The following is a 21,185-nucleotide window of genomic DNA, read 5'->3' as shown; positions in this document are numbered from 1 at the left end:
TAATGTTAAATAATTTCACAAAAACCAAGAAGGTGAACCCGTTGAAAATTGGTATTATAGGCGCAACTGGCTATGGAGGCGCCGAACTTGTCAGGATTCTTAACCATCACCCTTATACAGATAATTGTATATTATATTCATCGAGCGATGAAGGAAAGGCATATGATGCTTCATATCCGCATTTGAGAAATATAGCGCCGCAATCACTTCAGCCGCTTCATATAGAAACGATCCGCAACGAAATTGATGTGATGTTCATAGCCGCGCCGCCCGGCGTTTCCGGAGAGTGGTCGCCGAAGCTGGCGGAGGCGGGCATTCCGGTCATTGATCTTTCCGGCGATCTGCGGATTCAAAACCCGGCCGTGTATGAAATTTGGTATAAGCGGCAGGCCGCTCCGAAAGAAACGATTCAAAACGCGGTTTACGGTTTAGCCGAACTGCAAAAAGAAGAAATTCAGAATGCAAAGCTGATTGCCAATCCGGGGTGTTTTCCGACGGCTGTGCTTCTCGGGCTCGCTCCGCTGGCGAAAAATAAGCTTTTACAAGATTCATTTCTGATTGTTGATGCGAAGACAGGCGTATCCGGCGCCGGCCGAAAAGCTTCCATGGGCACTCATTATTCTGAGCTGAATGATAATTTCAAAATTTATAAGGTTAATGAGCATCAGCACACTCCGGAAATTGAACAGCAATTGGCGGCATGGCAGCCCGGCACAGGTCCGATCACGTTTTCCGCTCATTTGGCGCCGATGACAAGGGGCATTATGGCGACGATGTATACCGACGCCCCTCCGGGAATGTCTTCTGCACAATTAAGAGATTTTTATTCCGAATTTTACAAAGATTCATATTTTGTCAGAATCAGGCCGGAGGGTGAATTCCCGGCGACGAAGGAAGTGTACGGCAGCAACTTTTGTGACATCAGTGTCACTGTGGATGAACGAACAAATCGCGTGACCATCGTTTCTGTCATAGATAATCTGATGAAAGGCGCCGCCGGGCAGGCGGTTCAAAATTTAAATATCATGAATGGCTGGCAGGAAGAAACGGGACTTATGATGACGCCAGTCTATCCATAGAACGAAAGAGGGATTCAAAAATATGATTCAGCTGAGTGAGAAAATCACGAAAATCAAAGGCGGCGTATCTTCGCCGAAAGGGTTTGAGGCAAAGGGCGTCCACTGCGGGCTGCGCTATTCAAAAAAAGATCTCGGGGCGATTATCAGCGAGACGCCTGCAGTCAGTGCAGCGGTATATACGCAGAGCCATTTTCAGGCAGCACCCTTGAAAGTGACGCAAGAGAGCTTGAAAAAAGAGGCCGTGCTTCAGGCTGTTATTGTCAACAGCGCGATTGCCAACGCCTGTACGGGAGACCAAGGTTTAAAGGACGCTTATGAAATGCGGGACGGATTCGCAAGCCAGCTCGGGATTGAGCCGGAGCTTGTTGCGGTTTCATCAACCGGGGTGATCGGCGAGCTGTTAGACATGGAAAAAATTCAGGCGGGCATTGAGCAGCTCGGTCAAGCGCCTGCAGTGTCCGGAGCTTTTGAAGAAGCCATTTTGACGACGGATACAGTGACGAAACAGACGTGTTATGAACTGGTGATCGGCGGAGACATCATCACGATCGGCGGAGCGGCGAAAGGCTCCGGCATGATCCACCCCAACATGGCGACAATGCTCGGCTTTGTCACAACGGATGCGGCCGTGGAAGAGCAGGCGCTTAAAAACGCGCTCAGAGAGATCACGGATGTTTCATTTAACCAAATCACCGTTGACGGAGAAACATCGACGAATGACATGGTGCTCGTGATGGCGAATGGCTGCGCCGGGAATGATTGCCTGACGGAGCAGCATTCCGACTGGCCGGCTTTTAAAAAGGGGCTGAAGCTTGTATGCGAAGACCTTGCCAAAGATATTGCCAGAGACGGTGAAGGAGCGACGAAATTAATTGAAGCCAAAGTCGAAGGCGCGAAAAATAATCTTGAAGCGAATATCATCGCCAAAAAAATCGTCGGTTCAAGCCTTGTGAAAACCGCCGTTTACGGCACTGATGCCAACTGGGGTCGCATCGTCGGCGCAATCGGTCACAGTGCGGCAAGCGTAACGGCCGAACAAGTGGAAGTTTTCCTCGGCGGTCAGTGTCTGTTTAAACATAACGAACCTCAGCCGTTTTCAGAGACTGACGCCAAGGAGTACTTATCAGGTGATGAAATTACGATCGCAGTCCGCCTGCAAGAAGGCGCCGGCAGCGGCCGGGCATGGGGCTGTGACTTAACCTATGACTATATCAAAATCAATGCGAGCTATCGCACATAACAAAGGGGAGCGGCATGAAGAAAACCATTGTTTTTAAGTGCGGCGGCAGCGTGATCCGCGAGTTATCCGCCGCTTTTTTTCAAAATGTAAAAGAGCTTATGCAATCGGGCTGGAATATTGCCGTCGTGCATGGCGGCGGTCCGGAAATTTCACAAATGCTGAAAACATTGCAAATTGAAACGGAATTTGTCGATGGGCAGCGGAAAACGACCAAACCGGTGCTGGAAACAGCCGAAATGGTCTTGTCTGGAACGGTCAATAAATTTTTCGTAACCGAACTCGCGAAAAACGGGCTGAAAGCTGCGGGAATCTCAGGAAAGGACGGCGGTCTCCTTCAAGCATCCTATCTTGATCAAGACAAATACGGAGAAGTCGGTGAAATCCAAAAAACCGATCCGTCCATTATTCAAGCACTAATGAAAGAAGGCATCATTCCCGTTATCGCTCCGCTTTCCATGACAAGTGATTTCGAAACGCTGAACGTCAACGCAGACGCAGCGGCTTCGGCTGTCGCTTCAGCCTTACAAGCCGATAAACTTTTATTTGTCACGGATGTCGAAGGAATTATGGATGGAGAGAATCGGCTGGAGACGTTGACGCCGCGGGAGATTCAGACCCTCATCGATGGCGGCGTCATTTCGGGAGGGATGATTCCGAAGGTGAAGTCGGCATTATCGGCACTGAGTGAAGATGTCGCGGAAGTCATGATTGTAAACGGAAAAGGAGCGTTTTTCACCGATCAAGCCTTCCAAGGGACAAAAATCGTCAAGGAAAAGGAGAGCGTGTCATGAGCAGTTTATTTCAAACCTACAGCCGCTGGCCTATTGATATCAAAAAAGCGAAAGGGACAATCGCAGAGGATGAAAACGGAAAAACGTATCTGGATTTTATTCAGGGCATCGCCGTTTCCAATCTCGGCCATTGTCATGATGCGGTGACAGAAGCGGTCAAAGAACAGCTTGACAGCGTATGGCACGTTTCCAATCTATTTGAAAATGACCTTCAGGAAAAAGCCGCGGCAAAGCTTGCCGAACATAGCGCGGGGGACCTTGTTTTCTTCTGCAACAGCGGGGCTGAAGCGAATGAAGGCGCCATTAAGCTTGCCCGTAAAGCAACGGGAAAAACAAAAATCGTGACATTCCGGCAATCCTTTCACGGACGGACATATGCGGGAATGGCCGCCACCGGACAAGACAAAATCAAAGCCGGTTTCGGACCGATGCTCCAAGGATTTCACTATCTTCCGTTTAATGATCCGTCAGCATTCAGCACGCTTTCAAAAGAGGATGATATCGCCGCCGTCATGCTTGAGACGGTGCAGGGAGAAGGGGGAGTCCATCCCGCCGACCCGGAATTCATCGAAGCCTTACAGACATTTTGCAAAGACAGGCAGGCGCTGGTTATCATAGACGAGATTCAAACCGGAATCGGCCGGACGGGGAAAGCATTCGGCTATGAGCATTTCGGCATCTCTCCGGATATCATCACCGTTGCGAAAGGGCTTGGAAACGGTTTTCCCGTCGGAGCCGTGATCGGCAAAAAGAAGCTTGGCAAAGCCTTCACGCCGGGTACGCATGGTACGACGTTCGGCGGCAATAAGCTTGCCATGGCAGCCGTGAATGCAACCTTGGACATTGTGTTTCAGCCGGACTTTCTCAAGGCTGCGGCCGGCAAAGGCTCTTTTTTAAAAGACCGGCTGAAAAGTGAGCTGACAGTGCCTTTTGTAAAAGATACCCGCGGAAAAGGGCTATTAATCGGCATTGAATGCGCAGGTTCCGTTTCCGGCATTATCGGAGACCTGCAGGAACGCGGACTTCTTGTGCTTCCGGCCGGACCGAATGTCATCAGGCTGCTCCCGCCGCTTACGGTTTCTGAAGAGGAAATGCTCTCGGCCGTCAGTATGCTGAAAGCAGCGATAGAAGCGCATACCGCAGTGAAACGATAATTTTTTTTCGCTATAAGAGTATAAAAATTCATGTTTTTAATTAATTATTCATCAAGAGGTGGGCTTTAGATGAAAGGCTATTTAGTATTGGAAGACGGAACATCATTCGGCGGTGATCTTGAAAAAGAAGCATGCTGTGTTGGCGAAGCGGTTTTTTTCACCGGAATGACGGGTTATCAGGAAGTGCTTACGGACCCGTCATATAAGGGCCAGATCATTGTTTTTACGTATCCGCTGATCGGAAACTACGGAATTAATGAAAAAGACCTTGAGAGTAAGATTCCTCAAGTCAAGGCCGTTGTCGTGTATGAAGCGTGTGAACATTTTTCTCACCATGAAGCAGTCTCAAGTTTGAGAGAGTATTTAAATAAATGGAACATCCCGCTTTTAACCGAAGTGGACACACGGGCCGTCGTCAAAACCATCCGCTCCGGCGGCACGATGAATGCTGCCGTGTCAACAACAGGAGAAGTTCCGGCGGCATCCGGAACAGAAAACCCGGCTGAGCTGGCGCAGGCCGAAGAGATCACCTCTATGGGGGACGGAGACCGGCATATTGCGCTGATTGATTTCGGTTATAAAAGATCAATCGCTTCGTCGCTTGTAAAGCGCGGCTGTAAAGTAACAGTCGTTCCGTATCACCAGATGAACGCCGTTTATGATATTCGGCCTGACGGAATCGTGCTTTCAAACGGACCTGGGGACCCGAAAGCGATTGCTCCGTACATGGACCGGATTAAGGCTTTACTGAATGCTTTCCCCGCACTCGGCATTTGTCTCGGACATCAGCTGATTGCCCTCGCTTTCGGAGGGAATACGTATAAACTGCCGTTCGGGCACAGGGGAGCCAACCATCCCGTTATTGACCGGAAAACGAAACGGGTGTTTATGACAAGCCAGAACCACAGCTACGTCGTCGATGAAGCATCAATTGACCAAAATGAGCTGTCGATCAGATTCCATCATGTCAATGACACATCAGTGGAAGGACTCATTCACAACCGCCTTCCCGTAATAAGCGTACAGTTCCACCCTGAAGCTCATCCCGGACCGGCTGAGAGCGAGTGGATATTTGATGAATTTCTAGAGAAAGTGATACCAGCAAGGAGAGAAATCGCTCATGCCTAAAGATACAACCATTTCCAGCATATTAGTCATCGGCTCAGGCCCGATCATCATCGGCCAGGCGGCTGAATTTGATTATTCAGGAACGCAGGGATGCATGGCTCTGAAAGAAGAAGGATACCGTGTTATTCTCGTCAACAACAATCCGGCAACAATTATGACGGATGAGGCGTTTGCTGATGAAATTTATTTTGAACCGCTCACGACCGAAAGCATCGAAGCCATCATTGAAAAAGAAAAACCGGACGGCCTCCTTGCCAATTTGGGTGGCCAGACGGCATTGAATTTAGCTGTTAAGCTTGAAGAAGCAGGCGTGCTGAAGAAGCATCACGTTAAGCTTTTAGGAACATCAGTGGAGACCATTCAAAAAGGCGAAGACCGCGAGCGGTTCCGGGCCCTGATGAAGGAGCTCGACCAGCCCGTTCCGGAAAGCGAAATCGTCGACAACGAAGAAGATGCCCTCCGCTTCGCTGAGTCTATCGGATTTCCGGTTATTCTGAGACCGGCGTATACGTTAGGCGGAAAGGGAGGCGGAATCGCGAAAACGAAAGAAGCGTTTCAAACGCTGATTAAACAGGCGCTGTTGGCAAGCCCGATCAGCCAATGCCTCGTCGAAAAAAGCATCGCCGGTTTTAAAGAAATCGAATATGAGGTCATGCGTGACAGAAATCATACATGCATCACCGTCTGCAACATGGAAAACATTGATCCCGTCGGCGTGCATACAGGAGACTCGATCGTAGTCGCGCCGTCCCAGACGTTAACGGATGAAGAATATCAGATGCTCCGTTCTGCAAGTTTGGCGATTATTTCAGCGCTTGATGTGGTCGGCGGCTGCAACATTCAATTTGCGCTGGACCCGTTCAGCAAACAGTACTATGTCATTGAAGTGAACCCGCGTGTCAGCCGCTCTTCAGCTCTCGCATCAAAAGCGACCGGCTATCCGATTGCCAAAATGGCGGCGAAACTTGCCGTCGGCTATACGCTTGATGAACTGAAAAATCCGCTGACGGGCTCTACTTATGCAAGCTTTGAACCGGCGCTGGATTATGTCATCGTCAAGTTCCCGCGTTGGCCGTTTGATAAATTTAAACATGCCGACCGCACGCTCGGAACGAAGATGAAAGCGACGGGAGAGGTCATGGCGATCGAAAGAAATATGGAAGCGGCCATTCAAAAAGCGGCGGCCTCCCTTGAGCTGAAAACGATCGGCACCCGCCTTCCTGAACTCGGCGGCTTTACGGTCAATCAGCTGTGGGACTTAGCGGTAACGCCGGATGACCGGAGATTCTTCGTCGTCATGGAACTGTTAAGCCGCGGTGTAACGATAGAAAACATTCATTCTAAAACGAAAATTGACCCGTTTTTCCTTCATGTATTCCGAAATATCATCACATTGGAAAACAAGCTGATGGAAGAAGGAGATCATCTGTCTGTCCCGCTTTTAAAGCAGGCGAAGGTAAAAGGCTTCACGGACGTCATGATCGCGTCTCTTACGGGAAAAACGGAAGAAGACATCCGCGCTCTCAGAAAGAAAGCAGATATCGTCCCGTCGTTTAAAATCGTAGATACATGCGCCGCTGAATTTGATGCCAAGACAAATTATTTCTACTCCACCTATCTCGGAGAAAGCGACGGAGATATCAGCCGAAAAGAGAAAAAACGGGCGCTCATTATAGGATCAGGCCCGATCCGTATCGGTCAGGGAGTGGAATTTGACTACAGCGCAGTCCACGGCGTCCTGACCCTGCAAAAGCTGGGCTATGAAACGATTATGATCAATAACAATCCGGAAACGGTAAGCACCGATTACGAAATTGCCGACAGGCTCTATTTTGAACCGCTGACATCAGAGCATATTTTAAACGTGGCGGAACATGAAAACATTGATTTTGCCATCGTCCAGTTTGGGGGACAGACCGCTATCAATGCCGCTGAATCACTGGAAAAAGCGGGTGTTCAGCTGCTCGGAACATCCTTTAGAACCCTGGATGCGCTGGAGGATCGGGATCTGTTTTATCGGCTGCTTGATGAGCTTGATCTGAAACATGCCGAAGGGGAAACGGCTTATACGAAAGAAGAAGCCGCGGAAAAAGCAAGCCGCATCGGGTATCCCGTGCTGATCCGTCCGTCTTATGTCATCGGGGGGATGGGCATGATCATCGTGGATTCAGAAGCGCAGCTGTCAGACCTGCTGGAAAAAGAAGCGGGCATGCCGTATCCGATTTTGATCGACCAGTACATTACAGGAAAAGAATTGGAGATCGATCTGATTTCCGACGGACATGAAGTATTCGTTCCGACTTACACAGAACACATTGAACGGGCCGGCGTCCATTCGGGCGACAGTTTTGCGATTCTGCCGGGTCCGTCCGTCACACTTGATATGCAGCGGGATATAAAAAAGGCTGCCGAAAAAATTGCGGTAAAACTTGGTTTCAAAGGCATTATGAACATTCAGTTTGTCATTGATGACAAAGGGGATATTCTCGTTCTTGAAGTGAATCCGCGGGCAAGCCGCACGGTTCCTGTCGTGTCTAAGGTGATGGGAGTGCCGATGATCCCGCTTGCCGCCAGACTGCTGGCCGGAGCTTCCCTTAAAGACCTCAAGCCCGAGGTTCAAAATCAGCATGGAACGGCTGTGAAATTCCCGGTATTTTCTTCTCACGCCATTCAGGATGTTGACGTAAAGCCGGGACCGGAAATGAAGTCGACAGGAGAAGGGATGTGTGTCGCCTTTGACGCAGAAAGCGCCCTGAAAAAAATCTATGCGCAAGTCTGGGAGAAAAAAGGAAGCGTCTATCTGGAAGGCGGAGATGAGGAACTGGCACGGCAGGCTCAAGCTGCGGGATTCACCGTGTGCAAAGACTCTTTTCAGGCCTGGGCGGATCGGAAGGATAAAGCGGTCCATATTAATTTCAATCATTCTGAAGAAGCGCGTAAACAGCGGATTGAAGCCATGACGCACGGCGTGACGGTCTTTACTGAACCGGAAACCGCAAAGGCATTTTTAGCAAGCGGCTCCGGCAGACCTCAGCCTGTATCGCTTAAAGATCTTTATCAAAAGGATGTGGCATCATGCACACAGTAAAAGCGGAACATACATTAACCCATTTGTACGGCAAAGATTTTCTTTCCTTGAAGGATTTCAGCCCTTCTGACATTAACGGGCTTCTGACAGAAGCTTCATTATTAAAACAGCATCCGATACAGCCGATTTTTCAAGGAAAAACATTGGCGATGATTTTTGAAAAATCTTCAACCCGCACGCGTGTATCCTTTGAAGCGGGCATGGCTCAGCTCGGAGGAACAGGACTATTTCTTTCAAGCAGCGACCTGCAGCTTGGACGGGGAGAGACGGTCGCGGATACGGCGAAGGTGCTGTCCGGATTCGTTGATGCCATTATGATCCGCACATTTGAGCATGAAAAAGTCGAAGAACTTGCCGAGCATGCACACATTCCCGTCATAAACGGGCTGACCGACCGGTACCACCCGTGTCAGGCACTCGCGGATCTGTTAACGATACAAGAAATAAAAGGAAAACTGAAAGGTGTAAAAGTCGCCTATATCGGTGACGGAAATAATGTGGCGCATTCACTTATGATCGGATGCGCAAAAATGGGCTGTGACATTGCGATTGCTTCCCCGAAAGGCTATGAAGTAGAGGAAGAGGCGGTAAATGCCGCAAAAGAAGCTGGGGCTGTTTCCGGAGCGGAGATCATCCTTACCGAAAATCCGCAGGAAGCGGTGCGGGATGCAGACGTGATTTACTCCGACGTCTTTACGAGCATGGGGCAGGAAGAAGAGATGCAGCAGCGGCTGAACGTGTTTGCCCCGTACCAAGTCAACGCCTCACTCGTCAGTCTCGCCAAACCTGACTATACCTTTTTGCACTGTCTGCCCGCGCATCGGGAGGAAGAGGTCACGTCCGAGATAATTGACGGCCCGAACTCTGCGGTATTCCAGCAGGCGGAAAACCGGCTTCACGCGCAAAAAGCGCTCTTGAAAGCTCTTCTTTACAAACAGGATGAACAAAAAAACCGCTGAGCCTCATTCAGCGGTTTTTTAATATTTTCCCGTATACAAGCGCATACTACATGAAAAAGAAAAAGGAGGAAATGACGTGGGACAGCAGCATCAATTCCGACCGGGACAAAAAGCGCCGAATAACGGTGTGTACGTTGAAATCGGCGAAACGGGAAGTATGGTCAAAAATCCGCAAAAAATCAAGCTTACAGCGGGAGAAATGTTTCCTGAGACTTCAAATCACAACAGATTATGGACATATCAACGAAAACCGTGAACACAAAAAAACCTGCTGAATAGCAGGTTTTTTTAATTAATGCTGGCTTGCATCCTGTTTGACAGGCATGACTTCCGCAAGAACAAACACAAGCACCGCGATAACCACGGCGATAACTGATGATTGCTTGAAGTTGTATGCCGCGCTGTTCATGGAGGCGATCAAATAACAGGCCATATGTGTTAAAAGGAACGTCCAAATAAAACCGATAACTAACCGCACGTTTCCACCTCGTCCTTCATTTTATTCTACGTTGTATCATACCATACATAAGGCGCGGGCGGAAGGTCAATTTCGCATCAAAAAGCCCCGCCCTAAAACTGACTTTTTCCCGCCTGTCCGGCCGTCTGACAGAAAATACGGTCTCCGCACCGGTATAATAGCCAAAACATAGAAGCAACTAGGGGTTTAACTGATCCGTTTTCATTCTTCTTACATATGATAGCCAATAGAGAAACTAGGAGTAAAAGGAGGCGGAAAGGCATGGGGATAACGGAAAGATTTTTCCAACTCGGATCTGAGCTGAACGTCATCCATCTGCCGTATCGGCCGAACGGCTTCTGTATCTTTATTCTTGGGGACAGAACTCACTTTGTCAGCGGGGATTCAAGCTTTTGGCTCGAACATGAAGGGAGGAACCATCTGTTAAATACGCTGCGTGACAGAGGTTATACAATCTTCAACAGCAATTTATACGGCAGGCACTGGGGATCGGAAAAAGCCGCCGCTTACGCCAGGCAGCTGATTCATTATGTGCTGAAACAAGAAACCCTCAACCCGAAGATACACTTGCTTGCAGAAGGCATGGGCGCTCTCATCGCCGATCAATTGCTGCAATCTTCGCCGGAGCATATCCGTTCAGCAGCAATGTTAGATCCTTGTCTTGACCTTCAAGCCCATTTTGAATCAGAGAAAGAAAATAAGTTTTTTTATAAGCAGTTTCTGAGAGAAACGGCTCAAAGCTTCGGTGTTTCTGAAAAAGAGGCAAGCTCGCTGACCTATCAGACCATCACCGGCTGCCGCACCAGCGTGCCGGTACATATATGGCAAAGAACGACCGGAGCGCCGTATCCGTATACCCTGCATGCGAACGCATATAAAGAAGCCCGGGAAAAGACCGGATGCAAGACTGATATCACATATCACATGCTTGAGAATCCGGCGCGGATGTACAGAGCCATCTGCCGCTTTTTCCGCAGTCATGAAAAAGACCTGTAGTGAATAGTATACAACAGCCATCTCTTTTCAGAGGGCTGTTTGGCTTGTGCGTGAATGAAAAACCGGAAAGGCGGCATATATGATGAAGACAGCGCTGATCATTGGAGCAGATGAATTTCTCGGCCTTTCATTATGCGAACGGATGATGGATGAAGGTGTGCATGTTGATGTCATTTTGGATGAGCCGGAGGACAAAACGAGGCAGCTGTATTTAGAAGAACGTTTAATGTGGCTCGGGAGAAACGGGCTTTTTCAAATCATAGATGAAATCGGTGATAAGGAATACGATCGAATCTGCGTTCAATACGGGAGCGGATGTCTGCCTGAAGACAGAACGGAGCCTTTATATTGGATTGTTTACAACGAGGATCACGGAGACTGGGAAAAAAACGGCCAGTGGGACACGGTTAAAACGATTATTCTTCCGCCGCTTTACGGCCCGTGGACGGAAGCGAAAGAAGATGGCGAAAGCAGGGTCTTTTTAGAAGACGCAGTCTGCGGTCTGATGAATAAGCTTCAGGCGGACGGCACAGAGGACGAAAATCAGGTTATTACCCTGGAAATAATAGAAAAAACGCAAAAAACAGAAGCGGAAGAAAAAATTCAAGAGTGGAAAAGACAATTTTCATCAACATTCGACAATTTTTAAGAAATACCTTCCATGTTATGTGCATTACCGCTACAATAAATGTATATCAATTATACATGTTATGAGTAAAAAAGGGGTTGAACACGGCTTGATCACCAGGCTTGTCATGGTCTTTTCTGTCCTCCTTTTATTGAGCGGATGCGCACAAACTCCGTTTAAAGGGAAAATTGAGAAGGTCGGAATGCTGTTTCCCGATACCATCAGTGACCTGGTATGGGGCACAAAAGGTTACAAAGGTTTATTAGCGATACAATCTGAATTTAACGTTGACGTTTATTATAAAGAAAATATCAGATCTGATGAAGATATTTTAAAAGCGATAGATGATTTGCATAAAAAAGGAGTCAATCTTTTATACGGGCACGGAAATGAATACGAGGAAATCTTCAATATGATCAGTAAGGATTATCCCGACATGGAATTCGTCGTCGCAAACGGAACGGCGAAAAACGATAATGTCACAAGCGTTCATCTTATGGGAGAAGCGATGGGCTTTTTTGGGGGAATGACGGCCGCCCATATGTCAAAAACGAATGAGGTCGGCGTCATCGCCTCGTTTTTATGGCAGCCTGAGGTAGACGGCTTTATTAAAGGAGCAAAATATGAAAAGCCCGATATCACCGTCAATACTGAATTTACGGACCATTGGGATAACGGCAATGAAGCACTGCATCTTTATAAGAAGTTAAAAGCAGAAGGCACGGATGTTGTATATCCGGCCGGAGACGGGTATAATGTTCCTGTCATTCAGCAAATTAAAAAAGACGGGCTTTACGCCATCGGCTATGTCGCCGAGCAATCGAACCTGGGCAAAAACACGGTGCTGACAAGCACCGTGCAAAATGTAGACAAAGCCTATACAATAATCGCCGAGCAATATAATAACGGCACGCTCAAGAGCGGAGATCACGACTTCGATTTCAGGGAAGGAGTCGTTGAAATGGGGACGTTCAGCCCTCTGGTGGACAAAGCATTTCAAGACAAAATCTCAGACCTTGTAAAAACGTATAACCGAACAAATGAACTGCCGTCAAATGAATAGAGGTGGATACACATGCAGCATGAAAAGTCTCTTGAATTTATGCAGATCGCAATGAAATACCTGCCGGAAGCAAAGGCGGAGCTTGAGAAATCCGGCATTGATCTGTCTATGGAAATGATTCAGCCGTTTATGGATCTATTTACATCGGTCATGGCGGAAGCGTATGAGCTTGGCAGATCTGATGCCGGAGAGCTGAATAAATAAAGAGAGCCACTTTTTCATGAAGTGGCTTTTCACATGATTTTTTTCTTTATAGCGGATACCATCGATCCAAGCCCAAGGTCTTTAAATACTGGCTTTAATTGATCCAGGGAGTTCATGATGGAACCGAGCTGATTCATGACGTGATTGTAATCGATCTCCTGCTCTTCGTTTTCTTTCTGAGGCTGCTCCGGGTTTTCTTCCGGTTCTTTATCCCGGTCCCCGGAATTGCCGAACATCATTTTAGTGAAAATATCCATAATAAAGCCTCCTTTCATCTTCCTTTTATACTATGAAGATCAGGAGCCGATAGTTTAGACGAATATATTGCCAACAGAAAAAAAATAGGGTAGAATTAGTACCTGATACTAATAATTGATCATAACTAATTAGTTTTAAATTCATTATAAAAAGGAGTATTTCCTATGAAAGCTGGAATTCTTGGTGTCGGCCGTTACATCCCGGAAAAAGTGCTGACAAATCATGATCTTGAACAAATGGTAGATACATCGGACGAGTGGATTCGTACGAGAACAGGTATAGAAGAAAGAAGAATCGCCGCTGAAGATATGTATTCATCCGGCATGGCCGCTGAGGCTGCGCAAAAAGCGCTTGATCAGGCGGGCATTTCCGCTGAGGAGCTTGATATGATCCTCGTGGCGACGGTCACTCCCGACCAGTCTTTCCCTACCGTATCCTGTATGATACAAGAAAAGCTCGGGGCCAAAAAAGCGTGCGCGATGGATATCAGCGCCGCATGTGCGGGTTTTATGTATGGTATCGTAACCGCCAAACAATTCATTGAATCGCAAACATACAAACATGTCCTTGTGGTCGGAGTCGAAAAGCTTTCAAGCATTACTGACTGGGAAGACCGCAATACGGCTGTTCTGTTCGGGGACGGGGCCGGAGCGGCTGTCATCGGACCGGTCAGCGACGACAGAGGCATACTGTCATTTGAGCTCGGAGCAGACGGTACAGGCGGTCAGCACTTGTACTTAGATGAAAAAGGGCATACAATCATGCATGGAAGAGAAGTATTCAAATTCGCCGTCCGGCAAATGGGTGAATCAAGTGTAAATGTCATTGAAAAAGCCGGTCTTTCCAAAGAGGACGTAGACTTTTTGATTCCCCATCAGGCAAACATCCGCATTATGGAAGCGGCACGGGAACGTTTGGAGCTTCCGGTTGAAAAGATGTCTAAAACAGTCCATAAATATGGAAACACATCCGCAGCATCCATTCCGATTTCATTAGTAGAGGAACTGGAAGCAGGTAAAATTAAAGACGGCGATGTCATCGTCATGGTCGGTTTCGGCGGAGGATTGACATGGGGCGCCATAGCGGTGCGCTGGGGACGATAGAAAAAAGGTGAGGTGCACACATGATGAGTAAAAAAAGAGTAGTCGTTACAGGACTTGGAGCCTTGTCTCCGCTTGGCAACGACGCCGAAACAAGCTGGAAAAATGCAATTAGCGGCGTATCCGGAGTCGGACCGATCACACGTGTGGAATCGGATGAGTATCCGGCGAAAGTAGCTGCTGAACTGAAAGATTTCAATATTGAAAACTACATGGATAAAAAAGAAGCGAGAAAAATGGACCGCTTCACGCAATATGCTGTCGTAGCCGCGAAAATGGCTGTTGAAGATGCCGGTCTGAACATCACAGAAGAGATCGCGCCAAGAGTCGGCGTTTGGGTCGGTTCCGGAATCGGCGGCCTTGAAACGCTTGAATCCCAATTCGAAATCTTCCTGACAAAAGGGCCGAGACGGGTCAGCCCGTTCTTTGTTCCGATGATGATTCCGGATATGGCGACAGGCCAAATCTCAATCGCTCTCGGAGCAAAAGGAGTTAACTCCTGTACGGTGACGGCATGTGCGACGGGGACAAACTCTATCGGTGACGCGTTTAAAGTCATTCAGCGCGGCGATGCCGATGCGATGATTACGGGCGGAACGGAAGCGCCGCTGACAAGAATGTCATTTGCGGGCTTCAGCGCAAACAAAGCCCTTTCTACAAATCCTGATCCGAAAACGGCAAGCCGCCCGTTTGATAAAAACCGTGACGGCTTTGTCATGGGAGAAGGCGCGGGGATCGTCGTACTTGAAGAGCTTGAGCACGCGCTTGCCCGCGGTGCGAAAATCTACGGAGAAATTGTCGGTTACGGCTCAACGGGTGATGCTTACCACATTACCGCGCCTGCCCAAGACGGGGAAGGCGGTGCGAGAGCGATGCAAGAAGCAATCAAAGATGCGGGCATCAAGCCTGAAGAAATTGATTACATTAACGCTCACGGCACAAGCACGTACTACAATGACAAATACGAGACAAAAGCCATTAAGACCGTTTTCGGCGATCATGCGTACAAGCTTGCCATCAGCTCGACAAAATCAATGACGGGCCATTTGTTAGGCGCTGCCGGAGGAATTGAAGCCATCTTCTCCGTCATGGCGATTAAAGACAGCGTTATCCCGCCGACGATTAACATCGAAACACCTGATGAAGAGTGTGATTTAGATTATGTACCGGACAAAGCGCGCGAGCAGGATGTTAACATCGTTCTCAGCAACTCGCTCGGATTCGGCGGACATAATGCCACTTTGATCTTTAAAAAATATCAATAATACAGTTTTTTGACCGGCTGCCTGAAAAAGGGGGCCGGTTTTTTTTGTGCGTGCATATGATAACAACAAGAGGAGGCGAACCGGTATGAGCGTCAAGCAGACATATAAATGGATGGAAAAGGCGGCATCCATGAATGATTTGGCCCCGCACCTTTTGCCGCTTTTTTCAGGGGCCGAAAAGAAAGAGTGGAAGCCGATACTCGGGATGCTGCAAAACCACGGAATGTTCCGCCATCTGAAGGACGGCGTTAGGACCAGTAAACGGCTGAAAGAAAGAGGAAGCTACAGCCATATTCAAAAGGAGGAAGCTTATTTAAAGGAGAAGTGGAACGGGCCGGACGTGCCGATCGTTGTTTTGCCCGTTGATGAACGAAACCGAAAAATCCGTCTGGAATTCGGGTCAAAATCCGGTCTTGCTTTCCGGGACAAAATGTTTCTCTTCTTATCGTCGGATAGTTCCAATTCAGCTGTTTCCGCCCTTATGACACATGAATATAATCACGTCTGCCGGTTAGAACATGTGACAAAGGACGAAAAAGATGAGACATTACTTGATACAATCATGATGGAGGGGCTGGCAGAATATGCTGTATATGAGCGATTCGGCTCAAGTCTTACGGCGGAATGGACGTCCTACTACACGCCTGAGCAGCTTGATTTTCTGTTTGAAAAAAGAGTCAAGCCGAACCTTCGATTAACGAGAGACAGCAGAATGTTTTCACAGCTCTTATACGGAAAAGGATACTTCCCCTCAATGCTTGGTTATGCCGTCGGATTCAATATAGTAAAAAAATATTTAACCGATCATCAAAAAACAGTAAAAGAAGCATTGGCCATCCCTTCAAAAACCTTTCTGGAAGCAACGCTTTAAAAGATTAAAAGAATGGTAATTATTTAAGGATATTACATTTATCCTAAAAAATTCTTGCTTTTGTAATAATGATGTAATAATATACAACTATAAAATTTTTGACTATTCTATATTTTGTGATAGCGAAACGTATGTTTCCCTCTGCTGCAGCGGAATGAGAAAGGGGCGTATCATGAGCACACTATTAGAAGTGAATAATTTAAAGACCTATTTTTTCAGAAAGAAACAGCCGATTCCCGCAGTCGACGGGGTGGATTTTCACATTAACAAGGGCGAAACCGTCGCCCTTGTAGGAGAATCCGGCTCGGGCAAAAGCATCACCTCGCTTTCTATTATGGGACTTGTCCAAGGCTCGGGCGGGAAAATTGTGGACGGCTCGATTAAGCTGGAAGGCAGGGACCTGGCCTCCTTCACCGAAAACGAATATTGCAAAATCCGCGGAAATGACGTCTCTATGATCTTTCAGGAACCTATGACTTCTCTAAACCCGGTGCTGACCATCGGCGAACAAATTACCGAAGTGCTTGAATACCATAAAAAAATGAGTAAAAAAGAAGCCGCGAATAAGGCTGTTGAGCTTCTCAAGCTCGTCGGATTCTCAAGAGCGGAACAAGTAATGAAAGAATATCCGCACCGCCTTTCCGGGGGGATGAGACAGCGGGTGATGATCGCCATTGCGCTCAGCTGCAACCCGAAGCTCCTGATAGCCGATGAACCGACGACAGCGCTTGATGTGACGATACAAGCCCAAGTATTGGAGCTGATGAAAGACCTCTGCAAAAAATTCGATACTTCCATTCTGCTGATCACTCACGATTTAGGCGTCGTTTCCGAAGCCGCCGACAGGGTGATCGTGATGTACTGCGGACAAGTCGTTGAGAGCGCGAGCGTGGAAGACTTATTTTTAAACCCCCTTCATCCGTACACGGAAGGGCTGTTAAACTCCATACCGGTGATAGACGGAGAGATTGATACATTAAAAGCGATCAAAGGCAGTGTCCCGACACCGGATCATCTTCCGGAAGGCTGCCGATTCGCTCCGAGGTGTGCAAAGGCGATGGACAAATGCAAAACGGGGCAGCCTGAGCTGATAACACATGAAAGCGGCCGTTCTGTAAGGTGTTTTTTATATGAGGAAGAGGGTGCCCAATCAAAATGACAGCTGTGAGCCAAGAAACGATATTAGAGCTGAAAGACGTAAAAAAATATTTCCCGATCCGTTCCGGTTTTTTTCAAAGAAAAGTCGGAGACATAAAGGCTGTCGACGGTGTTTCTTTTTCACTGAAGCGCGGCGAGACGCTCGGCATCGTCGGTGAATCAGGATGCGGCAAATCAACGGCGGGAAGGACCATGATCCGTTTATACAAACCGACAGACGGCCGGATTCTTTTTAAGGGTCAGGATATTTCCGGCTTATCAGAAGAAAAGCTGAGAAAAAGCGTCCGCAAAAACATCCAGATGGTCTTCCAGGATCCCTTCGCATCGCTTAATCCGAGAAAAACACTGCGCTCCATTATTAAAGAACCGTTCCAGACTCACCATATGTACAGCATTCGCGAGCGTAACGAGAGAGTAGAGGAGCTGCTGGCGAAAGTCGGTCTCCATCCGAGCTTTGCGAACCGCTATCCGCATGAATTTTCCGGAGGGCAGCGTCAGCGGATCGGGATTGCGCGGGCTTTAACATTGAATCCCGAGCTGATTATTGCGGATGAACCCGTATCCGCGCTTGATGTCTCCATTCAGGCTCAGGTCATCAATCTGATGGAAGAACTGCAGGAAGAATTCAACCTGACCTATTTGTTTATATCCCATGATTTAAGTGTTGTCCGCCATATCAGTGACAGAGTCGGCGTTATGTATCTGGGGAAAATGATGGAGCTGACCGATAAACATGAGCTGTACGACAATCCGCTTCACCCCTATACGCAAGCGCTGTTATCTTCAGTGCCCGTCACGAGAAAAAAAGACGCCGTCAAGCGGGAACGAATCATCCTGAAAGGAGAACTGCCGAGCCCGGCAAACCCGCCGAAAGGCTGCGTGTTCCACACGCGGTGCCCGATGGCCAAACCGATCTGTAAGGAACAAATCCCGGCATTTGAAGAAGCCGCTCCCGGCCATTACGTCGCTTGCCATTTATACACCTGAAATGACAAGCATCGAGAGGGGGTATGCCGGATTACATAACCTGTTTGCTGCATATATATCACAAAGGGGGAATTGATATGAAATTACGTAAAACCGCACTGATGATGCTAAGTGTTTTTATGGCGCTCGCCATCTTCCTGTCAGCCTGCTCCGGCTCAAAATCCACAAACACCGAATCCAAACCGGCCGGAAAACCGCAAAAAGGCGGAGATTTGGTTGTTGGGTCAACTGGGGAACCAACGCTTTTTAATCCTCTTTACTCCACCGATGTTGCAAGTTCCGATATTGAAGGAATGATTTACAGCACATTATTAGAAACTGATGAGAAATTGAACGTCAAGCCGTCGCTGGCTGAAAAAGTAACAGAAGCTGACGGGGGATTAACGTACAACGTAAAACTTAAAAAAGGCGTAAAATTCCATGATGGAAAAGAGCTCACGGCCGACGATGTAGTGTTCACCTACAGTATTCCTCTTAACAAAGATTACAACGGTGAGCGAGGCTCAGGTTTTGAGTCACTTAAATCCGTAACGAAAAAAGGAAAATATGAAATTCAGTTTAAAATGAAGAAAAAAGATGCCTATTTCTACAATGTCGTTCTCGACAGTTACGGCATTTTGCCAAAACATATATTGGGTAAGGTTCCGGTTGCTGATCTGGGAGAGAATGAATTTAACCGTAAAAACCCAATCGGCTCCGGTCCGTTTAAGTTTGTTGAGTGGAAAAAGGGTGAGTATGTCAAACTGGAAGCAAATGATGAATACTTTGGCGGCAGACCTTATCTTGATACAGTGACAGTCAAAACAATTCCTGATTCCAACGCGGCCGTGGCCCAGTTAAAAGCGGGAGACATTGATTTCTTCGTTGTGCCGGGCACAGATTTTGATACGGTTAAAACGTTTGGAAACGTAAAGGTTAAATCTGATCTTGGCTTAAACTACAGCTATATCGGCTGGAATGAGAAAAAAGAGCTTTTTAAGGACAAAAAAGTGCGTCAGGCATTGACATATGCTCTTGACAGACAGGCAATGGTGGATCAAGTGCTGAATGGAGACGGTAAGGTAGCAAATGTTCCTGAAAGTCCGCTGTCATGGAATTATCCGAAGTCTAAAGTGCCGACATTTGATTATAATCCGAAAAAAGCAAAGCAGCTGTTAAAAGAAGCCGGATGGGAAGATCATGACGGTGACGGCTACCTTGATAAAGACGGGAAAAAATTCTCTTTTGAAATTAAAACGAATCAAGGCAATAAAATTCGTGAAGATTTAGCGGTTGTCGTTCAGCAGCAATTAAAAGAAGTAGGAATTGAGGCAAAGCCGCGGATTGTTGAATTCAGTGCGTTAATTGAACAGACCAGTGCCCCTAATTGGGATTATGATGCTCTTCTTCTCGGATGGAGTCTTGCTACGTTCCCGGATCAGTTCTCCATCTTCCATTCAAGCCAATCTAAAAACGGGCTGAATAATATTTGGTACAAAAATCCGAAAGTCGATAAGCTGCTTGAAGAGGCGAAGTCAATTACTGACAGAAAAGAATACCAAAAGAAATATGAAGAGATATACAAATTGATTGCAGAAGATCAGCCGTACAGCTTCTTATTCTATTACAACTATCACAGAGCGATGCCGAATAATTTACAAGGCTATGTATTCCACCCTAAAAATGACTTATACAATATTGAAAAATGGTGGCTGGATCAAAAATAGCAGAAGCCCTTGAGAGGGAAGGAGTTTCCTTTCCTCTCTTATCCTATTTAAAAAGGGGACAAGAACATGGTTACATATATTTTACGGCGAACATTAATGTCCTTGCCGATTCTCTTAGGCATTACAATTTTGTCGTTTGCTATCATGAAAGCAGCGCCCGGAGATCCGATGTCGCTCATGATGGACCCTACAATCAGTCAAGCGGACAGGGCGAAATTCATTGAAAAATACGGGTTGAACGATCCGGAACCGGTTCAATATGTGAAATGGCTGGGGAATATGCTGAAAGGCGATTTCGGGACTTCTATTGTGAAGAAAGGCACCCCTGTTTCTGAACTTATCTTATCCCGCTTACCGAATACGATTGTGCTTATGCTTTTCTCAACCCTTGTCGCTCTTCTGATTTCTATTCCATTTGGTGTTTTGTCAGCGAAACGTCCTTATTCAAAATTGGATTACGGGATAACTGTTACTTCATTCTTGGGGCTTGCCATTCCGAATTTTTGGTTCGGTTTGATTTTAATTATGGTTTTATCTGTGAATCTTGGGTGGTTTCCCACTGGCGGAGTAAGCACTTTGAATGCGGACTTTAACATATTTGACCGTTTGCATCATTTGATTCTGCCTGCTTTTGTGCTCGCAACGGCAGACATGGCTGGAATAACGAGATACACAAGATCCAGTATGCTTGATGTGTTAAAACAGGATTATATACGCACGGCGCGTGCGAAAGGATTCAGAGATAATAAAGTGATTTTTAAACACGGTTTGCGAAACGGACTTCTTCCTGTCATCACTATTTTTGGTCTGATGATACCGTCTTTTATCGGGGGAGCGGTAGTTGTAGAACAGATTTTTACTTGGCCGGGTCTCGGCAAATTGTTTATTGATTCAGCCTTTTCACGAGATTATCCGGTTATCATGGCCATGACGGTCATTTCAGCTGTTTTGGTTGTAGTGGGGAATTTAATTGCAGACATCTTATATGCGTTGGCTGACCCCCGTATTGAATATTAACAAAGAGAGGTGAGA

At 47.2% G+C, this 21,185-nt stretch carries 21 protein-coding genes; 19 read left to right on the top strand and 2 right to left on the bottom strand.

The annotated features are described in order from the left end of the window. Positions 1 to 41 precede the first annotated feature (41 nt). From argC to Y79_RS0114000, 8 genes are all read left to right on the top strand, one after another. Positions 42 to 1,079, top strand: coding sequence for an N-acetyl-gamma-glutamyl-phosphate reductase (gene argC / locus Y79_RS0114035; RefSeq protein WP_016938259.1), 1,038 nt, complete (start codon positions 42 to 44; stop codon positions 1,077 to 1,079). A 22-nt stretch (positions 1,080 to 1,101) separates the two neighbouring features. Beyond that, on the top strand, positions 1,102 to 2,319 hold the full coding sequence (argJ, locus tag Y79_RS0114030) for a bifunctional ornithine acetyltransferase/N-acetylglutamate synthase (protein ID WP_016938258.1): 1,218 nt from the start codon (positions 1,102 to 1,104) through the stop codon (positions 2,317 to 2,319). A 14-nt stretch (positions 2,320 to 2,333) separates the two neighbouring features. After that, complete coding sequence (argB, locus tag Y79_RS0114025; RefSeq protein WP_016938257.1) at positions 2,334 to 3,110, top strand: acetylglutamate kinase; 777 nt, start codon at positions 2,334 to 2,336, stop codon at positions 3,108 to 3,110. Next, a complete protein-coding gene (locus Y79_RS0114020; protein WP_016938256.1) occupies positions 3,107 to 4,264 on the top strand; it encodes an acetylornithine transaminase in 1,158 nt (385 codons plus the stop codon). The genes argB and Y79_RS0114020 overlap by 4 nt, the downstream gene beginning before the upstream one ends. Before the next feature lie 69 nt (positions 4,265 to 4,333). Then, positions 4,334 to 5,392, top strand: coding sequence for a carbamoyl phosphate synthase small subunit (locus Y79_RS0114015; RefSeq protein WP_016938255.1), 1,059 nt, complete (start codon positions 4,334 to 4,336; stop codon positions 5,390 to 5,392). Next, entirely contained in the window at positions 5,385 to 8,480 is a 3,096-nt protein-coding gene (locus tag Y79_RS0114010; RefSeq protein ID WP_016938254.1) for a carbamoyl phosphate synthase large subunit, read from the top strand. Before Y79_RS0114015 ends, Y79_RS0114010 begins: the two co-directional genes overlap by 8 nt. Next, positions 8,468 to 9,439: an ornithine carbamoyltransferase gene (gene argF, locus Y79_RS0114005; RefSeq protein WP_016938253.1), complete on the top strand. Its 972-nt coding sequence runs from the start codon at positions 8,468 to 8,470 to the stop codon at positions 9,437 to 9,439. Before Y79_RS0114010 ends, argF begins: the two co-directional genes overlap by 13 nt. A 76-nt stretch (positions 9,440 to 9,515) precedes the next feature. Next, the gene (locus tag Y79_RS0114000; RefSeq protein WP_016938252.1) at positions 9,516 to 9,695 is read left to right on the top strand and encodes a YjzC family protein; all 180 of its coding nucleotides are present in this window, start codon (positions 9,516 to 9,518) and stop codon (positions 9,693 to 9,695) included. Positions 9,696 to 9,731: 36 nt separating this feature from the next. Here Y79_RS0114000 and Y79_RS0113995 read toward each other — a convergent pair whose 3' ends face one another. Continuing rightward, positions 9,732 to 9,917, bottom strand: coding sequence for a YjzD family protein (locus Y79_RS0113995; RefSeq protein WP_016938251.1), 186 nt, complete (start codon positions 9,915 to 9,917; stop codon positions 9,732 to 9,734). Positions 9,918 to 10,178: 261 nt separating this feature from the next. Between Y79_RS0113995 and Y79_RS0113990 the strand changes: the two genes are divergently transcribed. The 4 genes from Y79_RS0113990 to Y79_RS0113975 all read left to right on the top strand — a co-directional run bounded on the left by Y79_RS0113990 (position 10,179) and on the right by Y79_RS0113975 (position 12,808). After that, positions 10,179 to 10,913 carry a lipase family protein gene (locus Y79_RS0113990; protein ID WP_016938250.1) on the top strand — a complete coding sequence of 245 codons (735 nt, stop codon included), beginning with the start codon at positions 10,179 to 10,181 and terminating at the stop codon, positions 10,911 to 10,913. An 82-nt stretch (positions 10,914 to 10,995) separates the two neighbouring features. Beyond that, entirely contained in the window at positions 10,996 to 11,562 is a 567-nt protein-coding gene (locus Y79_RS0113985; protein WP_016938249.1) for a hypothetical protein, read from the top strand. A gap of 88 nt (positions 11,563 to 11,650) precedes the next feature. Then, positions 11,651 to 12,604: a BMP family ABC transporter substrate-binding protein gene (locus Y79_RS0113980; protein WP_016938248.1), complete on the top strand. Its 954-nt coding sequence runs from the start codon at positions 11,651 to 11,653 to the stop codon at positions 12,602 to 12,604. A 12-nt stretch (positions 12,605 to 12,616) separates the two neighbouring features. Further along, positions 12,617 to 12,808 carry a ComZ family protein gene (locus tag Y79_RS0113975; protein ID WP_003155061.1) on the top strand — a complete coding sequence of 64 codons (192 nt, stop codon included), beginning with the start codon at positions 12,617 to 12,619 and terminating at the stop codon, positions 12,806 to 12,808. 29 nt (positions 12,809 to 12,837) lie between these two features. On the opposite strand, the gene Y79_RS0113970 is transcribed toward Y79_RS0113975, so the two are convergent. Further along, positions 12,838 to 13,065 carry a hypothetical protein gene (locus tag Y79_RS0113970; protein WP_016938247.1) on the bottom strand — a complete coding sequence of 76 codons (228 nt, stop codon included), beginning with the start codon at positions 13,063 to 13,065 and terminating at the stop codon, positions 12,838 to 12,840. A 165-nt stretch (positions 13,066 to 13,230) separates the two neighbouring features. Here Y79_RS0113970 and Y79_RS0113965 point away from each other — a divergent pair, with 165 nt between their 5' ends. The 7 genes from Y79_RS0113965 (at position 13,231) to Y79_RS0113935 (ending at position 21,170) form a co-directional block, all read left to right on the top strand. Then, on the top strand, positions 13,231 to 14,169 hold the full coding sequence (locus tag Y79_RS0113965; protein WP_016938246.1) for a beta-ketoacyl-ACP synthase III: 939 nt from the start codon (positions 13,231 to 13,233) through the stop codon (positions 14,167 to 14,169). Between the two features lie 23 nt (positions 14,170 to 14,192). Further along, positions 14,193 to 15,431, top strand: coding sequence for a beta-ketoacyl-ACP synthase II (gene fabF, locus Y79_RS0113960; protein WP_029575326.1), 1,239 nt, complete (start codon positions 14,193 to 14,195; stop codon positions 15,429 to 15,431). 85 nt (positions 15,432 to 15,516) lie between these two features. Next, positions 15,517 to 16,302 carry a DUF2268 domain-containing putative Zn-dependent protease gene (locus Y79_RS0113955; protein ID WP_016938244.1) on the top strand — a complete coding sequence of 262 codons (786 nt, stop codon included), beginning with the start codon at positions 15,517 to 15,519 and terminating at the stop codon, positions 16,300 to 16,302. 172 nt (positions 16,303 to 16,474) lie between these two features. After that, positions 16,475 to 17,461, top strand: a complete 987-nt coding sequence (locus Y79_RS0113950; protein ID WP_016938243.1) for an ABC transporter ATP-binding protein — start codon at positions 16,475 to 16,477, stop codon at positions 17,459 to 17,461. Further along, positions 17,458 to 18,447: an ABC transporter ATP-binding protein gene (locus Y79_RS0113945; protein ID WP_016938242.1), complete on the top strand. Its 990-nt coding sequence runs from the start codon at positions 17,458 to 17,460 to the stop codon at positions 18,445 to 18,447. The genes Y79_RS0113950 and Y79_RS0113945 overlap by 4 nt, the downstream gene beginning before the upstream one ends. A gap of 77 nt (positions 18,448 to 18,524) precedes the next feature. After that, a complete protein-coding gene (locus Y79_RS0113940) occupies positions 18,525 to 20,153 on the top strand; it encodes a peptide-binding protein (protein WP_016938241.1) in 1,629 nt (542 codons plus the stop codon). Positions 20,154 to 20,219: 66 nt separating this feature from the next. Further along, positions 20,220 to 21,170 carry an ABC transporter permease gene (locus Y79_RS0113935; protein WP_016938240.1) on the top strand — a complete coding sequence of 317 codons (951 nt, stop codon included), beginning with the start codon at positions 20,220 to 20,222 and terminating at the stop codon, positions 21,168 to 21,170. Positions 21,171 to 21,185 lie beyond the last annotated feature (15 nt).

Source organism: Bacillus siamensis KCTC 13613, from assembly GCF_000262045.1.
GTDB classification, from domain to species: domain Bacteria; phylum Bacillota; class Bacilli; order Bacillales; family Bacillaceae; genus Bacillus; species Bacillus siamensis.
This window is presented reverse-complemented; position numbering and strand designations above follow the sequence as displayed.